Source organism: Flavobacterium seoulense (genome assembly GCF_000695795.1).
GTDB classification, from domain to species: domain Bacteria; phylum Bacteroidota; class Bacteroidia; order Flavobacteriales; family Flavobacteriaceae; genus Flavobacterium; species Flavobacterium seoulense.
The window spans coordinates 1-23,906 of record NZ_JNCA01000034.1 but is presented as its reverse complement, the minus strand read 5'-3'; the positions used below and the strand labels follow the sequence as shown (position 1 = coordinate 23,906).

Genomic DNA, 23,906 nt, shown 5'->3' with positions numbered 1-23,906 from the left:
TTTAACCCCCTAAGAAATTTATGACACCACTATATTATTACATATTAAAAACCTTTTTAACTAATACTGGTTTTAGTGGTAGTACAGATATTTCTGCAATTAAAATGTTTGATATTATAGATCAATTACCAATTGATAAAACGCTTTATCGCACCATTTTACCATTCATATTTTTAATCATTTTTCTATTAGTTTATAAGTTTATCAAAATAAAATATACATTAGGAAATAAATTCATTGAAGATTTAACACCTCAGAATTCAGAAAAAAAAGAATACCAATTGTATTTTATTACATTGGGAATTATCATTCTAATATTAGAATTAACTTTTGAATATTTCAAATTAAGACCTCAAAGCCAATTATTTACTAATGCATCAATAGCCATTTTTTTAATTGCAACTGCTTACATTAGCACAAAATCAAATTTTGTTTTTAAAAACATCAAGACAATATTTCGAATTATATTTTTGCTTGCATTTCTTAATGTTTGCAAACATTTAGTAATCTTAGACGGTGATAATATTCCGTTTTTAAGCTTTTTATTGTTTGTCTATTTTTCATACAATATATTAAAACCATCCCGATTTTACTGGTTATTTGTAACATTTACACTTAGCTATCTTATTATTATTTCTTTATTAAAATTGACTCCTTTAAACAGAGTAACCATAATTTTCAATTATACTCTGGTTGTAATTTTTATCAATTACATCCGACACATGTCTATTAAAAACATCAATGATAAATTCGATTTTAATAATCAGATTATTAATAAAGGAAATTCGCTGATTATGGCAAAAAACAAAAACAATGAAATAGTTTTTTGTAGCGAAAATGTAAAAACAATTCTGGGTTATTCTATTGAAGATCTTATGGGATTTGGCTATTATAATTTAACTGAAAATCCCAAAATTACTTCAAAAGAATCTTTTGACAGTCAAATAGATGACAAGGTTTTTGTTCGAAAATTAAAATGTAAAAACGGAGATATTAAGTTCATTCAATGGAAAAACAAACAGTTTTCTGAAGATTTAATTATCGGAATTGGTCAGGATATTACTAACGAAATCCAAATTCAAAATCAATATAAAAATCTAATTCAGAATGCTCAGGATTTTATTTACGAAATTGATATGCAAGGTAATATCGTTTTTGCAAATAATTACAGTCTTAAAACCTTGAATTATTCTGAAGAGGAGTTTTTAAATAAACACTATTCTAATTTTATTCGAAAAGATTACATCGATACACTTCATCAATTTTACAGTAAAAATAAAGAGCAGAATTTAGAATTTCCGCAACTGGAAATTCCTCTTTTGAAAAAGAACGGTGAAACTATCTGGGTGGCTCAAAAAGTGATGATCAGAGTTAATGATTTAGGTAAAATCACTGGTTATTCAAGCATTGCCAGAGATATTACTTTTATCAAAAACATCGAAATTGAAAACGAAACAAGAAATCTAAAAAACAAAAAATATAATGAAAGCCTAAAAAATTTAACTGTAAAAAGTTATTCTATTCAGGAAACTTTAGAAACAAAACTAAAATCAATTCTAAAAAATACTAGTACAACTATTGAAGTTAGTCGTGTTAGTTATTGGGAATATTTAGGTGACAGTATACGCTGCATACAACTCTATGATTCAAGAACAGATGAATTTGCCAATGGTTTTATTTTAACAAAAGAACAATATCCTGAATATTTTTTATCAATAGAAAGTAAAACTCCATTGGTTGCTTCTAATGTTATGAATAATCCCATTACGGAACAATTGTACACTAATTGTTTAAAAGACAAAAACATTCTTTCTATTATCAAAACTCCTGTTTTTATAAATGGAGAATTGATAGGATTAATTTCTATTGAAGCAACTGATACAATTATACAATGGGACAATGAAGATATTAATTTTTCCAGAGCTGTAGCTGACAACATTGCCATAGCATTTGAATCTAAAAAAAGACTAGAAGTAGAACAAAGATTGACTTATAAAAGTGATTTGCTTTCGGCAATGAACTTGTGTACTGAACGATTTTTGAATGTAAAAAATATCGATGCTATTTTCACTGATTTGCTTATCATCATTGGAAAAGCTACAAAATCATATCGCAGTTTTTATTATCAAATTAATCATGAAAATAAAACGATTAGTCAAAAATACCGTTGGACAGCAGGCAATGAAACTTTAACCGAAATAAATCCTGCATATCAAAACTTACCTTATTCTTTTTTTGGAGGTTTTGATCCTGAAAAAATAGAAAACAGAGCTTACCGAACTGTTATTTCAAAAATACAAGATCCTCTATTGAAGCAAAAACTGAAAGCCTTAGATGCAGCTTCATTAATATTATTTCCTGTTTTTGTCAAAAATAAATTTCATGGAGTTCTTGGTTTAAACGATTTGAATGAAGCTCGTGTTTGGGCTGATGACGAAGTGCAAATTTTGCAAACTTTGACTATGAATATTGGAACTTCTATCGAGCGAATTGAAAATGAAATTGCAGTCAATGAAAGCGAAGAAAAATTTAGATTATTAGCAAACAATATTCCTGGTACTGTTTATCTTTCTGAAAATGACGAAGATTACACCAAAATTTATCTTAATGATGAAATTGAAAAATTAACAGGTTATCCAAAAGAAGATTTTCTTGAAAAAAGAATTATTTTCAAGAATTTAATTCATCCTGATGATTTAGAAAAAACACTCTCAAAATCAAAATTAAAATTATCCAGAAAGGAAGCGTTTCATATCACCTATCGCATTATAAACAGTAAAGGAGCAATTATCTGGATCGATGAATTCATTGATACCGTAGTTAAAAACGGAGAAATAAAATATATCGAAGGAATTATGCTTGACATAAGCAAGCGTAAAGAAGCCGAAAAAGCTATCAAAGACAGAGAATATGCTGAAACTGCAAACAAAGCAAAATCAGAGTTTTTAGCCAATATGAGTCATGAAATCAGAACTCCGCTTAATGGAATTATAGGTTTTACTGACTTATTGATGAAAACCCAATTAGATCATATTCAGGAAAAACACATGAATACTGTAAATCAATCAGCACATTCATTGTTAGAAATTGTAAATGATATTTTAGATTTTTCGAAAATTGAAGCCGGAAAACTGGAATTACACATCGAAAAACATCAATTAAAAGATTTGATGACTCAAATTATTGATTTAATTCAATATGAAGCCAATCAAAAAAATCTAAAATTAGAACTAAATATAGACAGTGATGTTCCTGATTATTTCTGGATTGACATTGTTCGAATTAAACAAATCCTTGTCAATTTGCTTTCGAATGCTGTTAAATTTACTGAACAAGGCAGTGTTAAACTAAACATTAATGTCAAGGAAAAAACAAGTGCAACACAAACAAAAATTCGATTTTCGGTTGTAGATTCAGGCATTGGAATTTTAGAACAAAATCAGAAAAAAATATTCAAAGCATTTTCTCAGGAAGATAGTTCTACCACTAAAAAATTTGGAGGAACAGGATTAGGATTAACTATTTCGAACAAACTTTTAAATCTAATGAACAGTCATTTACGTTTAAAAAGTGAAGTAGGAAAAGGAAGTTGTTTTTATTTTGATATTGATTTAAAAACAAGTAATCATGAGCTAAAAGACAAAACAATTAGTCCAAAAGTGTTAAGTATTGAAACCCAAAAATTATTTGAAACTAATCCTAATTTAGAAAATTCTAAAATTTTGTTAGTTGAAGACAATAAAATTAATATGCTTTTGTTGAAGACAATTATAAAAAATACGGTACCAAAAGCTACAGTTTTTGAAGCTTCAAACGGACTCGAAGCTATTATCCAGTTCGAAAATATTCTTCCCGATATTATATTTATGGATATTCAAATGCCAATTATGAATGGTTATGAAGCCACCGAAGCTATTAGAAATTTAACTGCTGGTAAAAATGTTCCTATTATCGCAATTACTGCAGGAACAGAAAAAGATGAAAAAAATAAATGCATGGAAGTAGCAATGAATGATTACATTTCGAAACCTATAGTAAAAGGAATTATCGAAAAAACCCTTGTAAAATGGGTTAAATAAACAATTAAATTTTAGCATTATGAAATGGATAGGCAGAAGACAAAGTAACAATGTTGATGACCGTAGAGGAATGTCCTCCGGAGGAAAAACAGTAATTGGCGGTGGAATTCTAGGGATTATCATTTTACTGCTCAATGTTTTTGGAGGAGAAAATGGTCAAATGATTGCTCCTATTTTAGAACAAATGAATCAAGGACAAAGTCAGCCTGCTACTGAACAACGGGATTTAACAGCTAAAGAACTCGAAGAACAAGCTTTTGTAAAAACAGTATTGGCAGATAATGAAGATGTATGGTCGAAAATATTTGAAGAAAACAATCTAAGTTATAAAAAGCCAGTTATTGTTTTATTTAGTGGCGGAGTTCAAACCGCTTGTGGAAATGCAACTTCCGATTCTGGTCCTTTTTATTGTCCGGGAGACCAAAAAGTATATATGGATTTGACTTTTTTTGAAGAACTGAAAACAAAGTTTGGAGCTCAAGGAGGCGACTTTGCAACAGCTTACGTAATTGCACACGAAATAGGTCATCATGTGCAAACTTTATTAGGAACTTCTAATAAAATGAGGCAAATGCAGCAAGGAAAAACTAAGGCTGAGGCCAATAAATTATCAGTTGCTCTGGAATTACAGGCAGATTTTTATGCCGGAGTCTGGACACATTATAATCAAAAGATGAATAATATACTGGAAGCAGGAGATCTTGACGAAGCTTTAAGTGCTGCTCATGCTGTGGGAGACGATGCTATACAGGCAAAAATGCAGGGGCATATTGTACCAGAATCTTTCACGCATGGAACTTCTGAACAACGTAAATATTGGTTTATGAAAGGTTATAAATCCGGTGATATTAATCAGGGAAATACTTTTAAAGAATTAGGATTATAAAATCATTTTAACAATAAGAAAAAAAGGATTACTATTCGATAATAGTAATCCTTTTTTTTATGTCTATCAATTTATAAACTTCTACCGTTTATTAATATAAATAAGCCTAGTTATTGTTTGACAGAGATACGCTAAGTTAATTTAATCTTTGTGTTTCTCCGTGTTAGCTTTGCGTATCTCCTATGTTTGCGAAGTTATTGATTAGATATTAAAAAGTCAATAAATTTGAAATCTAAAATGAAAAAGGATGAGAGCGAATTAGCGTATAAATGACTCAAGAAGTACATTCTCGCAGAGAGACAGCCTCATTCTTTTTTATCTTTTAGAGTCTGAACAGAATGTAAGGAGTCGAACATGCTTCGGTATCCAGAATATCCAACCAGGAGAAAAGACGAAGGAAGATTCATCACTTTATTAATCAAATTTAGAGTTATGAAAGAAAACATGTATTAGGAGTTGATGTTGCTCAGAAAGAATTAGTTGTGACATTAGGCAAAATGTACGAAGATTTTTCAATCAATTTATATGCCTATAAGGTTTTTAGAAATTCCGAATCAGGCTTTGTGGCTCTTACAAATTGGATTAAACGACTGTTGAAAGATCAAGCTAGAGAAGTCCATTATGTAATGGAAGCAACAGGGGTTTATCATCAAAAGTTTGCTTATTATTTAGATGACAATCAATCAAAAGTCAGTGTAGTTTTGCCTAACAGGATAAGTAACTACATTCGAACTTTGGAGTTGAAAACCATCACAGATAAAACTTGTTCTGAAGCTATAACAAGATTTGGACTAGAGAGGAAATTAAATTATTGGAAAAGACCCAAAGATGTATATAGAGAGTTGGAACAATTAACCAGAGAACGGGATCAGATTGTAAATGAAAGAGTTGTTGTAAAAAATCAATTACACGCAGAACAAACCGAGGCAAAACCCAATTTAAGAAGTTTGGAAAGATTAGAATCCCGAATCAAATTTTTAAATGGTCAGGAAAAAGAGATTAAGGTAGATATAGCAGAGATTGTAAAAGTTAATTCCGAATTAAAAACCGAAATAGAAAGAATGATTTCAATTCCGGGAATTGGAGCGCTAACAGCTGTCATTATTTTGGCTGAAACAAACGGTTTTGAATTGATACGAAATAAAAAACAACTTGTTAGTTATGTAGGGCTAGATGTTAAAGAAAAACAATCAGGGACATCAGTAAAAGTAAAACCTAAAATATCAAAAAGAGGAAATAAAAGCATTAGAAAAGCAATGCATTTTCCGGCATTAGTAGCTGTTAAACATGATGATAATTATAGAGATTCGTATGCACGGTTGGTATCTAAACACGGAATAAAAATGAAAGCATTGGTATCCATTCAACGAAAATTACTTGAATTGACATACATATTGTATAAGAATAAAACAACTTACAATAAAGAATACAAAAATAGCGTGCAAACACAAATGGTTTAACACGCTATAGAGTCTAGTTCTTGACTGACTTGATAAGACAAAACTAAAAAAAAATATAGATTAAATTTTGAAATCAACACAGAATCTCTGTGTAAAAACTAATAGAGTTCATCAATTCTGGTTAACAATAATACTAGTTTATAAATATAATTGGTATCATTTTATCAATTGTACTAGCATGAACCAATCAAACTACTGTATCTAATTAAAATAATTAAAACTTCTAGAAAATGGAAGTTTATAAAATTAAAAAAGCTTAGTCAAACAAACTTGTTTAACTAAGCTTTTTTATTATGAAGTTTTAAGTCTTACCAGAACCTTTTAAACTATTAGAGTAATGACTACAAGAATTCTCCGTGTTGAGAAATATCTAAACCTAACTCTTCTTTTTCTTCACTAACTCTTAGAGGAGTAATTTTATTAACAATGAAGAATAAAATATATGAACCTACAAAAGCAAATACTGATGTAATTACTAAAGCTGTTAATTGGCTAATGAATAAAGTAGATTCTCCAAAGATTAATCCTTGATCTGTAATTGCTGGATTAGCTTCTTTTGAAGCAAAAACTCCAGTTAACAACATACCTACCATACCACCTACACCGTGACAAGCAAATACATCTAAAGCATCATCAATTTTTCCTTTTGGAAATTTACTTACCATATAGTTACTTACAATACTACTGAACAACCCAATGAAAACAGCGTGTGGTAAGCTTACAAAACCAGCAGCTGGTGTAATAGCTACTAAACCTACAACAGTACCAATACAAGCGCCCATAGCAGATAATTTATGACCTAAAATTTTATCCATAAATACCCAAGCCATACCAGCAGCAGCAGCAGCAACAGTAGTTGTTCCTAAAGCCTGAACAGCTAAAGCATTAGAACCTAAAGAAGATCCCGCGTTGAAACCAAACCATCCAAACCATAATAAAGCAGTACCTAATAATACATAAGTAATACGAGCTGGATTAACTTTTTGTACTTTTCTTTTTCCTAAGAAAATTGCACCTGCAAGAGCAGCCCAACCTGCACTCATGTGTACTACTGTACCTCCTGCAAAGTCTAACACTCCCATTTTGAAGAAGATTCCTTCTGAATGCCAAGTCATATGACATAATGGAGTATAGATAAATAAAATAAATAAAACCATGAACAATAAGTAAGCCCAGAAACGAACTCTCTCAGCAAAAGCTCCTGTAATCAAAGCTGGTGTGATAACTGCAAATTTAGCTTGGAATAAAGCAAAAAGCATAAAAGGAATAGTTCCCCAAGCTGTTGTAACACCTACATTTTGAAACATAAAGAACTCTGTTGGATCTCCGATTACACCTCCAAAATCAGTTCCAAAAGATAAACTAAATCCAATAACCAGCCATAATACAGTTACTACTAGCATAGCCATAAAACTTTGTAGCATGGTACTAATTACGTTTTTCTTACCAACCATACCTCCGTAAAAGAATCCTAATCCAGGAGTCATGATTAATACTAATGCTGTAGCAACAATCATCCAAGCTGTATCACCTGTATCAAATTTAGCTGCCTCTGCAGGAACTGTAACTCCAGTTAAAATAGAACTTGAAAATAGTGTAACGACTAATAACGCAATCATTATCACACTTAAACTAATTTTTCTCATATTGTTTTGGTTTAAAATTTTACCAAAAGTATAAAACTACACACATACCCCCTAAAAAAGAACACTAAATGTTTTAACTTTTATTATTATTCTATTTTAGCCCCTATAATTTTACGGGTATATTTCGCAAAACACACAAAAAATATCATTTTCTCAAAATCAGATTCAGCAAAATTCATATTTTTTTATCTTTTCTTTAAAATACGTCTATTTATTTTAAAGAAATAACTTACTTTATTTATAATTATGCAACCAAAAATAGTTTTACCCGATTTTTTTTTCGATATATCCCGAATTTAGTAAATAAAGTGCACCCATATACCTCAAATTGAATGATATCAAATCGCCCACTTTATAATTTTTTTTAGAAAAAGTAATATCAACTACTAACATATCTGAACTGGCATCTATAATAAGAATATCCATGTCATCACTGCTAATGTATTGAGGCTGCATATCTAGCAGGCCAATATCAAGAATGGCTCTTAATGAAGAACTGCTGAAATCATCTATTTGCTGCATCGAAAAAGTGTTTCCAGCAACATTCTCTCCTAATTCACCAATAGGTGTATTAGGTTTTTCAGTAATCTCAATAATTTCAGCAAATAATTTAAAAACATCATTATACATTCCTTTAATGGTTTTTCCGGTAAATAAGTCTTTTCCAAAAAACAAGGCTTCTCCAATTCTAAAATGATTCACCGCCATAGGACGGGCATTTTTTAATATTAAGGGTACAGCCACAGAAGTTCCTCCGGAAACCCAGGGGATTTTAATATTGAACTTAGCTTCTATTAATTGTTTGTACAAACTCAATTGAATTAGTTTATCCTGAGTAGGCATAACTCCGCTTAAACAATTCAGGTTTGTTCCAATACCTCTGATTTCTATATTAGGTAAACTCAAAACCTTACCGTAAAACTCAACCAGCTCTTCTCCCATTACTCCTTCTCTTAGATCGCCCATTTCAACCATAATAATAATTTTATGGATTTTATTTTGCTTTTGAGCTTCTTTCGAAAGTAATTCAATAGTGTAAATTTCAGTATTAAAGCTCACATCAGCATAGCGTACAATACGTTCGATACTTCTTTGTGCCGGTGGTTTTATATATACTGTCTGGATTTCAGGATTTAAATCTTTTATTTTTTTTAGGTTACTTATTCGGGAATCGTGAATTTCTTTAACACCTAAATCTATTATTTCTTTAAGATAAATTACATTTCCGCATAACATTTTTGAAACCACGCCCCAGTTGATATCTCTGGATTTAAAAATACTATCTAAATATTGATAATTTTCTCTTAATTTTTCTCTGTATAATTTGACAAATGCCATTAGCCTTTATTTTGTTGAATTGTTTTACAGTAATTCGAGTTAATAATTAATAATTTTTAATTTTTCAAAAACTACTTTATTAATCTCATTTCTAAATATTTATTTGTAAAACCTAATTTCTCGTACAATTTTCGAGCAGGATTATTAGGTTCAACATGTAAAGCAATAGCACCATCAGTTATTGAAATTGCTTTTTGCATTAAACTTTTACCATAACCTTTTCCTCGCTTATTATTATCGACAGCTATATAGACCAATATGTTTTCAGGAATAAATCTTTTCATACCAGTATTATTCAAAATCACAGCTCCTACAATTTCTTCATTATCAATTGCCAGAATAATATTTCCTCCTTTTTCGGGATGCATAACGTATGCAATACATTCTAATATATCATCCACGGGATCACCAAACTCTTCCAGATGTGTATGTAAAAAATCAGCAATGAACTGATTTGAATATTTGTTGTCTTCTCCTGTACTACCATTAATTTGTTTAAAGTCCATTTTTTATTTGTTTGTTAAAATGACGAATTAATATCTAGACTAAATACTTTTCAGTATTAGCCAGCATACAAAAATGACATAATAAATTATGCACATTTTTTAAATTATCAAGATTATTTAATAGCCTGTATATGGAATTCTTCCAAAGGCAAAGATGTAGCATGCTACAAAAGGTGATTTTTAAAATTATTCCAAGAATATGAAATAGCTGAAAGGCTCAAAAACTGAAAATAAATCAATTTTAACCACTTAAAAATCAATTAACATCTGCAAATATACAAAAATCGCCTCAAAATTTAGCATTTAATCAGTTTTACGACTTAACAAATATTATAAATACAAAATTATTGTAAGTTAAATTCTATTATTAAACACTTTTTGTATTTGAAATTTTACTATTTTTAACAAAAAACATCTTATATGCTAGTAAAAGTTTATGGAAGTGCCGTTTTTGGAGTAGAAGCCACAACAATTACTGTCGAAGTAAATATTGATAAAGGAGTCGGCTATCACTTAGTTGGATTACCAGATAATGCTATTAAAGAAAGTAGTTACAGAATTGCAGCTGCTCTTAAAAACAATGGCTATATGTTACCAGGCAAAAAAATAACCATCAATATGGCTCCTGCCGATTTACGTAAAGAAGGTTCAGCTTATGATTTGACACTTGCCTTGGGAATTCTGGTGGCTTCAGGACAAATCCAAGGAGACGAAATTGAGCAATACATTATCATGGGCGAAATGTCTCTCGACGGAAGTTTACAGCCTATTCGCGGTGCTTTACCTATTGCCATTAAAGCAAAAGAAGAAGGTTTTAAAGGTTTTTTTCTTCCAAAACAAAATGTAAAAGAAGCAGCAATAGTAAAAGGATTAGATGTTTATGGAATTGAAAACATTCAGGAAATAATTGATTTTTTCGAAGGTAAAGCTAATTTAGAGCCTACAAAAATCGATACCAGAAGTGAATTTTATAAAGACTTAGATTTTCCTGAGTTTGATTTTTCAGATGTTAAAGGTCAGGAAAGTATCAAAAGATGTATGGAAATTGCTGCAGCTGGCGGACATAACATCATCTTAATTGGTCCTCCGGGAGCAGGAAAAACAATGCTTGCCAAACGTTTACCAAGTATCCTTCCGCCAATGACTTTACACGAAGCATTAGAAACTACAAAAATTCATAGTGTTGCGGGTAAACTTAAAGAAGTAGGATTAATGAATCAACGTCCTTTTCGATCACCTCACCATACTATTTCTAATGTTGCTTTAGTTGGCGGTGGGAGTTATCCGCAACCGGGTGAAATCTCGATGGCTCATAATGGGGTTTTATTTTTAGACGAATTACCAGAATTTAAACGTGATGTACTTGAAGTAATGCGCCAACCTCTGGAAGATAGAGAAGTTACTATTTCGAGAGCCAAATTTACAGTGACATATCCTTCTTCATTCATGTTGGTTGCCAGTATGAATCCTAGTCCAAGTGGATTTTTTAATGATCCAAATGCCGCCCAAACTGCTTCACCTTATGAAATGCAGCGTTATTTGAGTAAAATTTCAGGTCCTTTATTAGATCGAATTGACATTCATATTGAAGTAACTCCAGTTCCTTTCGAAAAATTATCGGATAATCAAAAAGCAGAAAATAGTATGACTATTCGAAAAAGAGTAACAGCTGCCCGCGAAATTCAATCGGTACGATTCGAAAATATGGATCATATTCATTACAACGCGCAAATGAATACCAAACACATTCGGGAGTATTGTGCCTTAGATGAAACTTCAAAAAACTTACTTAAAAATGCGATGGAAAGATTAAATCTTTCCGCCAGAGCTTATGACAGGATTTTGAAAGTAGCCCGCACAATTTCTGATTTAGAAGCTTCTGAAAATATAAATGCTTCTCATATTGCCGAAGCTATTCAATACAGAAGTTTAGACCGAGATGGTTGGTTAGGATAATTAAATTTTGAATGCAAATTAACGATCTTTTTACTTAAATTGAGCAATTCCTACATTCAGCCAATTATAATATTCTTCTACGCCTACATAACTAATTGTTGGCTTTGCAGTATTTAAACTATTTCCTTCTAAATCAGTCAATACATATAAGGGTTGTGTATTCGTTTTATATTTAGAAATCATAAAATCAGTCCACTTCTCGCCTATAGTTCTTATTTCTTCACCAGTACTTGGCGAAATAAACTGCTGTTCTTTAGGCAAATCTCTTTTATCATCTACATACAATGATATCAAAACAATTTTGTCTTTTAAAATTGGTAAAACTTTGGCGTCTGACCAAACATTATTTTCCATTTTTCGACAATTTACACAGGCAAACCCAGTAAAATCAAGCATAATTGGTTTGTTTACTTTTTTGGCGTAAGCCAATCCATATTGGTAATTATCGAAAACAACTAAACCATGAGGCCCTATTTTTGCACCTTCAGGCAAATCAGTCTGAATAGTTTTCCCTCCAGACCCCAATCCCATTGGGCTTTCGCTGTATTCCATTGGCGGAGGAAAGGCACTAATTATTTTCAGCGGCGCTCCCCATAATCCAGGAATTAAGTAAACAGTAAAAGTTAAAACTAAAAGTCCCATCATTAATCGCCCTACTGAAATATGTCCCGACGGACTATCGTGTGGTAAGCTAATTTTTCCAAATAAATACAAGGCTAAAGTTCCAAAAATAGCAATCCAAATCGCTAAAAAAACTTCTCTTTCTAACAAATGCAATTGTAAAACCAAATCAGCATTCGATAAAAATTTAAAAGCTAAAGCCAGTTCTAAAAATCCTAAAAATACTTTTACGGTATTCAGCCATCCTCCCGATTTTGGTAACGAATTCAACCAACCCGGAAACAACGCAAATAACATAAATGGTAAGGCCAAAGCTAATGAAAACCCGAACATTCCCACAATTGGAGCGATTCCGCCATTCGAAGCTGCTTCAACCAATAATGTACCCACAATTGGACCTGTACAAGAAAAAGAAACAACAGCTAACGCCAATGCCATAAAAATAATACCTATAATTCCGCCTTTATCCGCCTGACTATCTACTTTATTTGCCCATGAATTAGGTAACATAATTTCGAAAGCACCTAAAAAAGAAGCTGCAAAAACAATCAGTAAAACAAAAAAAAGCAGATTGAACCAAACATTAGTTGACAAAGCATTCAAAGCACCTGCACCGAAAATCCATGTGACTAAAATTCCTAGCAACACATAAATTACAATAATCGAAATTCCATAAATAATGGCATTTCTTATTCCTTTGGCACGCGTTTTACTTTGTTTGGTAAAAAAACTAACGGTCATAGGAATCATTGGGAAAACGCAAGGAGTCAACAAGGCTGCAAATCCTGATAAAAACGCAATAATAAAGATAGACCAGATACTTCTTGGAGGAGTTTCCGCAGTTTCTGGCAAAGCCACTTTTTCGATAGTTTCTGCTACATTACTAGCACCAAGACTTGGAGCAGGAACCGAATCTATTTTTGTACCATCGGCTACTTTTATACTTTCAACCGCTTCTTTCTCATTAGTTATTTTTGTATTCGAACTAGCAGCAGCAACGGCAACAGCAGGAATTTGGAAAGTAAATTTCTTAGACTGATTGATACATACTTCTTTACAAACTTGGTAATTAAGCTCCACTTCAACCTTAGCTAATTTTGGATTTGTTAACTTAATTTCCTGCTGAATTTGGGCTTTTCCTTCAAAGAAAGTTTCGTTTACCTCAAAAATATCATTATAAGCTGTTCTGGTTTTGCTTTCTTTGGTTTTGCCAATTAAACTAAAATTATCCGCCTGATTTTTAAAAATAAGTTCCATTGCCAGCGGTCCTCCATCGGGAGTAAACTGCGAATACATGTGCCATTCTTTTTCAATTACGGCATTAAAAGTTAGTGTAAAAACGCCTTCTGATTTCTGTTCTATTTTTGTTGTCCATTTTACCGGATCCAAAATTTGAGAATTAACATTGGTAAAAACCAAAAAGGCAGTAAGTATAAATAATAGTTTTTTCATTATTGCAATGCTATTTTTAAAATATGGTTTGTAGAACTGTCAATTTTAAAGCGTTCATCTTGTCGAATACCAATTACCCAAACAATTTGATTTCCAGACCATAAAACCCAGCAATTCTCTTTTTCGAATAAAGATAATTTTTCGTCTTTAAAAAGTTTACTCAACTTTTTAGCCTTTCCGTTCATTCCAAATGGCTGAAAAGAATCACCTTCCTGCCATTTTTTTAAAACTAAAGGATAAACTAATTTATTTTCGTCAACAAATATAATCGAATTTGAAGCTCCCGAAATAGTCTCGGCTTTAGAAAAACTAAGATTTAAGGGAATATTAACTTCTATAACATTTTTTTCGATAAAATATACTTCGTCATTTTCCTGTTCCTGCAACGGACTCAGAATTAACTCCGTTCTGTCTTTCAGTAATCGGTAATTAGGAGCAAAAACCTGCTTGCCGGATTGGCTTTCAACTAAACTATAGACATCATCCCAGGCAGTAAATCCAAACTCACGCAGCCATTGGTACAAATACGATGTATAATTTGGTAATTTTAGCAATTGATTCAAATCAAAAACTATGGTTTCTCCCTCTTCTCTTGCGACTTGCTGATAAACCATAATTGCGGCATCCTCGACTAATTCCTGAGATTCCTTTAAATACGATTGCATTTTTTGAAAAGACTGTATAAACTGCGGATTCAGTTCTTTCAACAAAGGAACTAAATGATGCCTGATTTTATTTCGTAAATATTTATCAGAAGCATTACTGCTATCTTCCCGCCATTCAATAGTATTTTCTTTGGCATAAGCCAAAATTTCTTCTCTTGTAAAAGGCAACAACGGACGGATTACTTTATCATTTTGAGCAGGAATTCCAAGCAAACCTTCTAAACCTGTTCCACGACTCAGATTAATTAGAAAAGTTTCTATCGTATCATCAGCATGATGAGCCGTTAAAATATAGTCGAAATTTTCCGTTTCTAACAATTCGTAAAACCAATTATAACGCAATTCGCGTGCTGCAATTTGGGTCGAAAGTTTGTAATCTTTAGCAAAAGCTTCGGTATCAAACTGTGTTAAAAACAACGGAATTTCATTTGCATTAGCATATTCCTGAATAAAATTCTGATCACCAAAACTTTCCATTCCACGCAATTGAAAATTACAGTGTGCTAATGCTATATCATACTTTAATTGATGTAATAAATGAACTAAAACTATACTATCAATTCCACCGCTTGTAGCCAAAAGCAATTTGCTATTTTCTAAAAAAGGAAAGTTTTGATAGATATGTTTTTTGAACTTATTGAGCATAGATTTTAATTTAGAAATTATTGCAAAACTTCAAACATGGCTTTGGCTTTCAGCAAACATTCCTGATATTCATTTTCAGGAACTGAAAGCGAAGTTATGGCACTTCCTACTGAAAATGACAAATACTGATTTTGCTGATTGTATAATATACTTCGAATGACAACATTAAAATCAAAATCGCCTTCGGGAGTAAAATAACCTACGGCTCCGCTATATAAACCTCTTTTGGTTTCTTCCAGTTCTTCAATAATTTTCATTGTCGAAATCTTAGGAGCACCGGTCATACTTCCCATCGGAAATGTAGTCTTTAAAGCCTCAACTGCTGAATATTGCGGATCCAGTTTTGAAGTAATTGTCGAAATCATTTGGTGTACTTGCAAAAACGAATAAATGCCACATAATTCCGTTACCTGTACTGAACTTTTTTGTGCGGTATGCGATAAATCATTACGAACTAAATCAGTAATCATGATATTTTCGGCACGTTCTTTAGCATCTGTTGCCAGTTTATTTTTGGATGCTTCGTCTTCAATTGGATCTGAAAAACGCTTGGCTGTTCCCTTTATTGGTTGAGAAATCAACAAATCACCTTCTTTTTTCAAATAACGTTCAGGAGAAGCTGACAGTAAAAATTGCTTGTGATTTTTAAAAAATACTGCAAAAGGTGGTTTCGAAATTTCATTCAGCTTCAAGAAAGTAGTCAAAGGATCAATTTGCGTATTTTCGGCATAGAATTCCATACAAAAATTAGCTTCATATAAATCGCCATGATGAATATGTTCTAACATTTTTGATACTTTTTCCTGATAGGCTTCGGCTGAAATTCGTTGTTGAATTACTACATTAGGAATCAAACTTTCAGCATCCGTAAAAATTGATTCAATTTCGTTCCAATCATCTTCAAACTCATCATCACAACAATGCAAATACCTAATTTCGAGTTGATTTCCTTTGGCTAAAAAAAGTTTTTTTGGTTGGAAGAAAAATAAATCCGGAAATTCTAAACCATCAAAATTATTTGAAGTTAAATTTTCGGTATCATTTTTTAAATCATAAGACAAATAGCCAAAAATCCAATCTCTGCTTGTTTGCTGATATTGTTTTAAATCTTCAAAAGCATTAAAATAATCGGTTTTTATAGAAGTAAAAGCATCAACAGCCAGAATCCAGTCGTAATTTGAATACTCTTGCTGGTAGTCATTGCTATCCATAAAAGTCACTTCACGAAACTGTTGCGACCACAATAAAAGCTTTTTCTTGAAATCAGCTAAATGCGTTATATCTTGTAAAAAGGATGTTCTCAAAGTAAAATTTTAAAAAGTAAAATTACGATAAATAGACGACTTATTTTTCATCGACTAAAAGGAATTCTACTTAAGTAGTTTTAAAAATTCATTAAAAAAATCAACAAAATCTTCTTGTTTTTTCTTAACGAACAATAAATTGATTATTAAATTAACATTTAAGCAAATAATAATTTGATAAAATAAGAAAAATAAGTTTACTTTTTTGTAAATTTACTATAGAATACAGCGTAAAATAGTTGATTTTTTCATAAAGGCTAGTTTTTTTTCTGATTGAAACGGTTATCAAGGGAGAATTTATATTAAGAATGAAAGTGCGACCGCTACAGAATTTTTTGATTTGTTAACCAATAAACCTATTATATCATGAAAATCGCAATTCTTGTTGTCCGTACATTAATGGGAGCTTTATTTCTTTGTACTTCTGTTAGTTATTTTTTACACCTTAATCCTGAACCAGCAACTACCGGAGATTTCAAAGCCTTTCAGGTTGGTTTAGTTGCTTCAACTTATTTAATTCCATTAGCAAAAACAATCGAATTTTTATGTGGATTATCTTTTATTTCCGGAAAATTTACCACCTTAGCTAATATTGTTATTTTTCCTGTAATCATCAATATTCTACTGATAAATTATTTTTTAACTCCTGATAATCTGCCTATTGCCATTGCTGTGTTTCTAGGCAACATTTTCCTTATTTACAGCCATTGGAAAAATTACAAAGGATTATTTAAAATGAATGGTTAAGAAATAAAACAAAGAAACCCGTCCTGATAGTGTTAGGATGGGTTTCTTTTTATAATAAAAATAGTGAGTTTTAAACGTGTATTGCTCTGTTTTCAGTTGCCGCTAATGCTGCTTCTTTTACTGCTTCTGCAAATGTAGGATGCGCATGAGACATTCTTGAAATATCTTCAGCCGAAGCTTTGTATTCCATTGCTACAACAGCTTCTGCAATTAAATCAGCTGTTCTTGCACCAATCATGTGAACTCCTAAAACTTCATCAGTTGTTGCATCAGCTAAGATTTTTACAAATCCATCTAAATCAGCACTTGCTCTTGCACGCCCTAAAGCTTTAAATGGAAAACTTCCTGATTTGTAAGCAACTCCTGCCGCTTTTAATTGCTCTTCTGTTTGTCCAACAGCTGCAACTTCCGGCCAAGTGTAAACTACTCCAGGAATTAAGTTATAATCGATATGTGGTTTTTGACCTGCTAAAATTTCAGCAACCATTGTTCCTTCTTCTTCTGCTTTATGCGCTAACATCGCACCACGAACCACATCACCAATAGCATAAATATTAGAAGCCGAAGTTTGTAAATGATCGTTTACTTCAACCTGTCCTCTTTCAGAGATTTTTACTCCGGCAGCTTCTGCGTTCAATCCGTCAGTATAAGGACGACGACCTACAGAAACTAATGAATAATCTCCTTCAAGAGTAATTACTTCTCCTTTTGCATTTTCAGCTTTCACAGTAACTACATCACCAGCTCTTTCTACTGATTGTACTTTGTGAGAAGTATAGAATTTCATTCCTTGCTTTTTCAAGACTTTAGTCAATTCTTTAGACAAAGCACCATCCATTCCAGGAATAATTCTGTCCATGAATTCTACTACCGAAACCTGAGCTCCAAGACGCAAGTAAACTTGTCCTAATTCGATACCAATAACACCACCACCAATGATTACAAGGTGTTTAGGCACTTCAGTCAAACTTAAAGCTTCAGTTGAAGTGATGATTCTTTCTTTATCAATTTTGATAAACGGTAAAGAAGATGGCTTAGAACCTGTTGCAATAATTGTATGTTTTGCTTCAATAGTTTCAGAAGTTCCATCTGCTTTTGCAATAGCAACATGCGTAGCATCAACAAAAGAACCTAAACCATTAAAAACAGTAATCTTATTTTTATCCATCAAGTAGTTGATTCCACCAGAAGTTTGATCTACAACCGCTGTTTTGCGAGCAATCATTTTCTCTAAATTAACTTTTACTTCTCCACAAACTTCGATTCCGTGATCAGCAAAGTGAGCAATTTCAGCATAATGATGTGAAGATGATAACAAAGCTTTTGAAGGAATACATCCTACATTAAGACAAGTTCCTCCAAGAGTGGAATATTTTTCGATAATAGCTGTTTTGAAGCCTAGTTGCGCACAACGAATCGCTGATACATATCCTCCAGGTCCAGAACCTATAACGACTACGTCAAATGAATTCATAGTATATTGATTTTATTATTTTTTAAATTGTCGAAAAGCAAAAATAGGGAATTCTATTTTGTTTAAAGTTTAAAAAATAAGATATTTTGTTAGGTTTTTGTAATCCTTGTTTAGGTTTTTGATTTCATTTTAGTCCAAACAAAAAAGCACCAAACTAAGATAATCCTATGTTTAGCACTTTTTTTTATAAAAACTCAATTCTAATTATGACAATCCACGGGTTAGCCAGCCTCTTTTATTAGCTGTAGCTATGGCGTAAGGAGCAATCCAAAACAAACCAAATGTATAAAATATACTATAAGAATAAGCCCAAAATGATTCTGACCAATTGTATCTTTTTCCGTAAAACAAAACAGGAAAACTAGATAAAATTAAGATTCCCAATAAGGTCGAACTTAGAAATAATAACGGATAATTGATGATTAGAAAAAACATAAACAACATAAATGGATAGGTCATAATCAATCGGAATGACTGATTTAAAAACAACAATCTTGCTCCAAATTTTGATCCTTCTCTAAAATTTTTAAATACATATTGTGCCATCATAATGTTTTCACGCACATTGCTTCTACCCCATCGTATGAACATTTTATACAAACCTCTATACTCTTCAGGAACATTCGTCAATACAACAGCATTTCTTTGAAACAAAACATGATGCCCTTGTTTTAAAATCATATTCGTCATCGCTCGGTCTTCGCCAATATCAGATGGTTCACCCATAAAGGTTTGGTTAATCCAATCTTCTAAACAACCAAAAACTGCCGTTTTACTATAAGCCGCTGCGGCTCCGGGAGTACACAACACAGATCCTAATCTGCTTTCTACCGAACGCATGAACTCAAAACTCATTACAAAACTCACATTCAGCATTTTAGGAATTATTGCTTTCGAATTATTCAAAACCTGGACATTTCCTGCAACAGCACCACAATTTTTATCAACAACAAATGGACTAACTAAGTTCCGTAAAGTATCTTTTTTTACTATCGAATCGCTATCAACTGTAACGAAAACTTCACCTGTTCCTAATTTGAATCCACGGTAAAGTGCGTGACGCTTTCCTTTGTTTTCCGGCTGCTTAAAAATTGTCAAACGATCGCCTAACTTATTTTTTGCCTCCTGCATCCAGTACCAGGTATCATCTTTACTTCCGTCATCAACCGCTAACAACTCCATTTTGTGTGCCGGAAAATCACTTTCTGCCAGACTCATTAAAGTGTCCCAAACCTGTTTGCTCTCGTTGTAAGCAGGAACAATTACGGTAACTGTTGGCAACAAATCATCCGAAACAGATTCTATAGGTTTGTATCTAAGATAAAGATAGACATTGTATAAAAACACAGCCGCCTGAAAAAAGAATAAACCCACTGTAAGAATCAAAAAATAAAATCCCCAACCAGAATTGATTCTGTTAGTATGAAACTGATCGAAATCAGGCTGTAATAAATACATTGAAAGTGCTCCTAAAATCATTGCTATAAAAGTACCAATCAATATGGCTAAACCCAAAGGACTTGCTTTGATAATACTATTTTTAGTAGTTGATTTTTGCTGAAAATTAAATATAGAATTATTTGGAGTTACAGCTGCAGTATTATTTTCGGTTGAAGAAAAAAATTGTTCTGAAGTTATTGTTTCGCTTTTCATTGTTGGACTTATTATTGATTTTATCTAAAGGCTTATATTTTATTTTTATCTACGGTCTTAGTTTTTGAAAAACTCAACCGAGAAAAAACTTCACATAGGCTCAATAACAAGTCTTATACCATTTTAAGCTAACACTGATAACTAAGGGATTAACAAAAAGAACTGTTTTTTAAGTGTATAATCCTTTCTCAAATTGTGTAAAAATTACACACACTATACTTCATCATTATGGACTTTTTCACATCGCCATAGGCACGAGCAAGATGCTCACGCTAGTTGGGTTTAAGTTTATTTTTGTTATAATAGCTTACAAAAAAAGAACTAAACTCCATTTAAGAAGAATAGCTCTTTTACTATTGATTTTTGAAATTGTTATTACAATTGCATTTTAATTAATCAAACAACTTTTCAATATAGATACAGGATGCTGTGCTTTTCGGCTCGTTCCATCATAAATTTGGTGACGGCAGGAAGTTCCTGCGGCTGAAATAGCTACATTTTCTTCGGTAGCTCTGATTTTTGGGAATAAGGTATCTTCACCCATTTTCATACTGATATCATAATGCTCTTCTTCATAACCAAAAGAACCCGCCATACCGCAACAACCAGAGTTATAAATAGTAACCGAGTTATTTTTTGGCACATTCAACATTGTAAAAGTAGCTTCAACAGTACTCAGGGATTTTTGGTGGCAATGTCCGTGAATTTTAATCTGTTTTTCCTCAGTCGAAAACTGTCCCGCATGAATTTTTCCTAAGGCAATTTCTTTCTTAAAAAACTCTTCAATCGTTAGCACATTTCTAGCTAATTGTTGAGCTGCCTCTTTATTTTCTGCTAAACGCAAATACTCATCTCTAAAAGTCAATATCGCCGAAGGTTCAATTCCTATTAACTGGCAATCGTCTGTAATTATTGGTGCAAACGTTGCTACATTTTTAATCGCAATCATTTTGGCTTCTTCGAGGAATCCTTTCGAGAGATAGGCTCTTCCGCTTTCTTCATGATCAACAGTAATCACTTCGTAGCCTAATTTTGTAAGCAATTCAAAAGCATCAATTCCAACATTAACATCATAATAATTCGTGAATTCGTCACAAAACAAAACCACTTTTCCATTTTTATTATTGTCATTGCTTTTATTGCTATTGACATTGCCATTTTTATCCAGCCATTTTCTAAAAGTTGTTTTGGCTAATAATGGAACTTCTCTTTGCTGCGCTACACCCATTCCTTTTTTGACAAAAGAAAGATTAGAAACAAAATTAGTCAACGCCGGAAAAAAACTTCCCACCTTATTCATCTTAGCATTATTGGCAAAGATTTTATTTCGAAACGAAAAACCATTCGCTTTTTGATATTGGTACAAAAATTCGGTTTTCAAAGTCGCCACATCTACATTTGAAGGGCATTCGCTGGCACAGGCTTTGCAGCTTACACACAATTCAAAAACCTCATATAATTCCTTATGATTGAATTTATTTTCTTTATCAGAATGCGTTAAGTATTCACGCAAAGCATTGGCACGGGCACGCGTCGTATCCTTTTCATCTCGGGTAGCGCGATAACTCGGACACAAAGTTCCTCCTGCCGAAGGTAATCGTCTACAATCACCTGAACCATTACATTTTTCAGCCAATCTTAAAATCCCTAAACTATCTGAAAAATCCTGAATGGTTTGGATATCTGGTTCTACTCTACCCGTCTCAAAACGGAAATTTTCATCCATTTTTAAGGCATTGACAATTTTCCCCATATTCAACACCGAATGTGGATCGAAAGCCAATTTTAGTCTTTTAAGCAATTCATAATTCTTTTCACCAATCATAAAAGGCAGAAACTCTCCTCTTACAATTCCGTCACCGTGTTCCCCACTCAACGAACCACGGTATTTTTTCACTAAAATTGCTACTTCAGTGGCGATATTTCTAAACTGATAAACACCTTCTTTGGTCTTTAAATTCAGCACCGGACGCAGGTGCAATTCGCCCGCACCGGCATGAGCATAATAAATGGCTTCCTGTCCGTGACGCTGCATCATCGCCGAAAAATCGGCAATGTAAGCAGGCAAATCACTCAATTCTACAGCCGTATCTTCAATAGAATCGGCGGCTTTATCATCGCCCACAATACTTCCTAAAAGTCCTAAACCAGCTTTACGCAATTCGTTTACTTTCTCAATATCAGCGCCATATAATTTTACCGATGCATAACCAAAATTGTTCTCTTCTAATTCTTTTATCAAAGCATCTGCTTGTTTTTCGGCCTCGTCCATATTGATATATGAAGCTAATTCAAACATCATAATCGCTTTGGGTTCACCCTGAATAAAAAAGCGGTTTTTACTCTGCTCTTTATTATTTTTAGTACAGTCCAAAATGGTATCATCAATCATTTCGCAGGTGTACAAATGATGTTTCATTGCAATCATTACTGCTTCTAAACTCTCCTGAATGGTCTCAAAGTGAGTCACCACCATAATGTTGTTTGTTGGCGACAAATCATCTACTTTTAAGGTTACTTCGGTAGTAACCGCTAGAGTTCCTTCACTTCCGCAAAGCAATTTTCCCACATTGATTGTTCCTTCAGTTCCACCAAATAAATCTGATTTTAGTAAAACATCAACAGCATAACCGGTGTTTCTTCTATGGATTTCAGGTTTTGGAAATTCGCTTTTTATTTCCTGCTGGTTGGCTTCATTCGATAATTCTTCATATAACTTTCTGTAAATAGCACTCTCTAAAGAATCTCCTTTAGTTTTTGCTAAAAACTCAGCTGAAGTTATCGTATTAAAAACCGCTATCGAACCATCGGCCAAAACGGTTTTTATTTCTACAATTTTATCACGGGTTACGCCATAACGAATAGAAGTGGTTCCCGAAGAATTATTCCCCACCATTCCGCCTATCATACAGCGATTAGACGTAGAAGTATTTGGACCAAAAAATACTCCGTGTGGTTTTAAATACAAATTCAATTCATCCCGAATAACACCTGGTTGTACCGTAACCGTTTTCTCAATAGCATTAAAAGAAAGGATTTTAGTAAAATGTTTTGAGACATCAACCACAATTCCGTCACCAATGGTTTGCCCTGCTAAGGAAGTTCCAGCCGTTCTGGGGATTAATGTAGTTTTGTTTTTAATAGCATACTGTACCAACTTTACAATATCTTCCGTTGATTTTGGCAAAGCCACAGCCAAAGGAATAATTCTATAAGCAGAAGCATCTGTAGCGTAAAGTGTTTTATGAAGATTATCATATAAAAGTGTTCCTTCTAACGAATCAGATAATTGCTTTAGTGAATGAGTATTAGACATACGAGGCTGTATTAATAAATCCTGAAATAATATTGTATTTTTTGACAAATATAAAAATATCGGTTTTTAAAAAATACAAATATCAATAATTAATACTTCTAATTATCTCATGGGTTTTCTAACTTGGTTTAGTAAAATTTCACCGCAAATTCGCAAAT

The 23,906-nt window shown here is 32.5% G+C and carries 13 protein-coding genes and 1 pseudogene; 5 read left to right on the top strand and 9 right to left on the bottom strand.

Annotated elements, in window-relative coordinates:
• The first annotated feature begins 20 nt into the window (after positions 1–20).
• From FEM21_RS15320 to FEM21_RS15310, 3 genes and pseudogenes are all read left to right on the top strand, one after another.
• Positions 21–4,079, top strand: a complete 4,059-nt coding sequence (locus tag FEM21_RS15320) for a PAS domain S-box protein (RefSeq protein WP_051627637.1) — start codon at positions 21–23, stop codon at positions 4,077–4,079.
• A gap of 19 nt (positions 4,080–4,098) precedes the next feature.
• Positions 4,099–4,965, top strand: a complete 867-nt coding sequence (ypfJ, locus tag FEM21_RS15315; RefSeq protein ID WP_035662315.1) for a KPN_02809 family neutral zinc metallopeptidase — start codon at positions 4,099–4,101, stop codon at positions 4,963–4,965.
• Positions 4,966–5,423: 458 nt separating this feature from the next.
• Positions 5,424–6,425: pseudogene (locus tag FEM21_RS15310) on the top strand (IS110 family transposase); the annotation flags it as partial.
• A gap of 341 nt (positions 6,426–6,766) precedes the next feature.
• Here the strand turns inward: FEM21_RS15310 and FEM21_RS15305 are convergent.
• From FEM21_RS15305 to FEM21_RS15295, 3 genes are all read right to left on the bottom strand, one after another.
• Positions 6,767–8,071, bottom strand: coding sequence for an ammonium transporter (locus FEM21_RS15305; RefSeq protein WP_035662314.1), 1,305 nt, complete (start codon positions 8,069–8,071; stop codon positions 6,767–6,769).
• 264 nt (positions 8,072–8,335) lie between these two features.
• Entirely contained in the window at positions 8,336–9,409 is a 1,074-nt protein-coding gene (locus FEM21_RS15300) for an alanine/ornithine racemase family PLP-dependent enzyme (protein WP_035662311.1), read from the bottom strand.
• 71 nt (positions 9,410–9,480) lie between these two features.
• Positions 9,481–9,915: a GNAT family N-acetyltransferase gene (locus FEM21_RS15295; protein WP_035662307.1), complete on the bottom strand. Its 435-nt coding sequence runs from the start codon at positions 9,913–9,915 to the stop codon at positions 9,481–9,483.
• 420 nt (positions 9,916–10,335) lie between these two features.
• Here FEM21_RS15295 and FEM21_RS15290 point away from each other — a divergent pair, with 420 nt between their 5' ends.
• Positions 10,336–11,871: a YifB family Mg chelatase-like AAA ATPase gene (locus FEM21_RS15290; RefSeq protein WP_035662306.1), complete on the top strand. Its 1,536-nt coding sequence runs from the start codon at positions 10,336–10,338 to the stop codon at positions 11,869–11,871.
• 30 nt (positions 11,872–11,901) lie between these two features.
• Here FEM21_RS15290 and FEM21_RS15285 read toward each other — a convergent pair whose 3' ends face one another.
• The 3 genes from FEM21_RS15285 to FEM21_RS15275 are packed head-to-tail and all read right to left on the bottom strand — an operon-like array spanning position 11,902 to position 16,558.
• Positions 11,902–13,944 carry a protein-disulfide reductase DsbD family protein gene (locus FEM21_RS15285; protein ID WP_035662305.1) on the bottom strand — a complete coding sequence of 681 codons (2,043 nt, stop codon included), beginning with the start codon at positions 13,942–13,944 and terminating at the stop codon, positions 11,902–11,904.
• Positions 13,944–15,254, bottom strand: coding sequence for a tRNA lysidine(34) synthetase TilS (gene tilS, locus FEM21_RS15280; protein ID WP_035662303.1), 1,311 nt, complete (start codon positions 15,252–15,254; stop codon positions 13,944–13,946). The genes FEM21_RS15285 and tilS overlap by 1 nt, the downstream gene beginning before the upstream one ends.
• Positions 15,255–15,271: 17 nt before the next feature.
• On the bottom strand, positions 15,272–16,558 hold the full coding sequence (locus tag FEM21_RS15275) for an anthranilate synthase component I family protein (protein ID WP_035662300.1): 1,287 nt from the start codon (positions 16,556–16,558) through the stop codon (positions 15,272–15,274).
• A 366-nt stretch (positions 16,559–16,924) separates the two neighbouring features.
• Between FEM21_RS15275 and FEM21_RS15270 the strand changes: the two genes are divergently transcribed.
• Positions 16,925–17,305, top strand: coding sequence for a DoxX family membrane protein (locus FEM21_RS15270; RefSeq protein ID WP_035662297.1), 381 nt, complete (start codon positions 16,925–16,927; stop codon positions 17,303–17,305).
• Positions 17,306–17,375: 70 nt separating this feature from the next.
• Here the strand turns inward: FEM21_RS15270 and lpdA are convergent, their stop codons facing one another.
• From lpdA to FEM21_RS15255, 3 genes are all read right to left on the bottom strand, one after another.
• Positions 17,376–18,779: a dihydrolipoyl dehydrogenase gene (lpdA, locus tag FEM21_RS15265; RefSeq protein WP_035662294.1), complete on the bottom strand. Its 1,404-nt coding sequence runs from the start codon at positions 18,777–18,779 to the stop codon at positions 17,376–17,378.
• Positions 18,780–18,983: 204 nt separating this feature from the next.
• The gene (locus FEM21_RS15260) at positions 18,984–20,432 is read right to left on the bottom strand and encodes a glycosyltransferase (protein WP_035662290.1); all 1,449 of its coding nucleotides are present in this window, start codon (positions 20,430–20,432) and stop codon (positions 18,984–18,986) included.
• Positions 20,433–20,820: 388 nt separating this feature from the next.
• Positions 20,821–23,748 (bottom strand): FAD-binding and (Fe-S)-binding domain-containing protein, encoded by a 2,928-nt coding sequence (locus tag FEM21_RS15255; RefSeq protein ID WP_035662414.1) that lies wholly within the window; start codon positions 23,746–23,748, stop codon positions 20,821–20,823.
• Between the last annotated feature and the right edge of the window lie 158 nt (positions 23,749–23,906).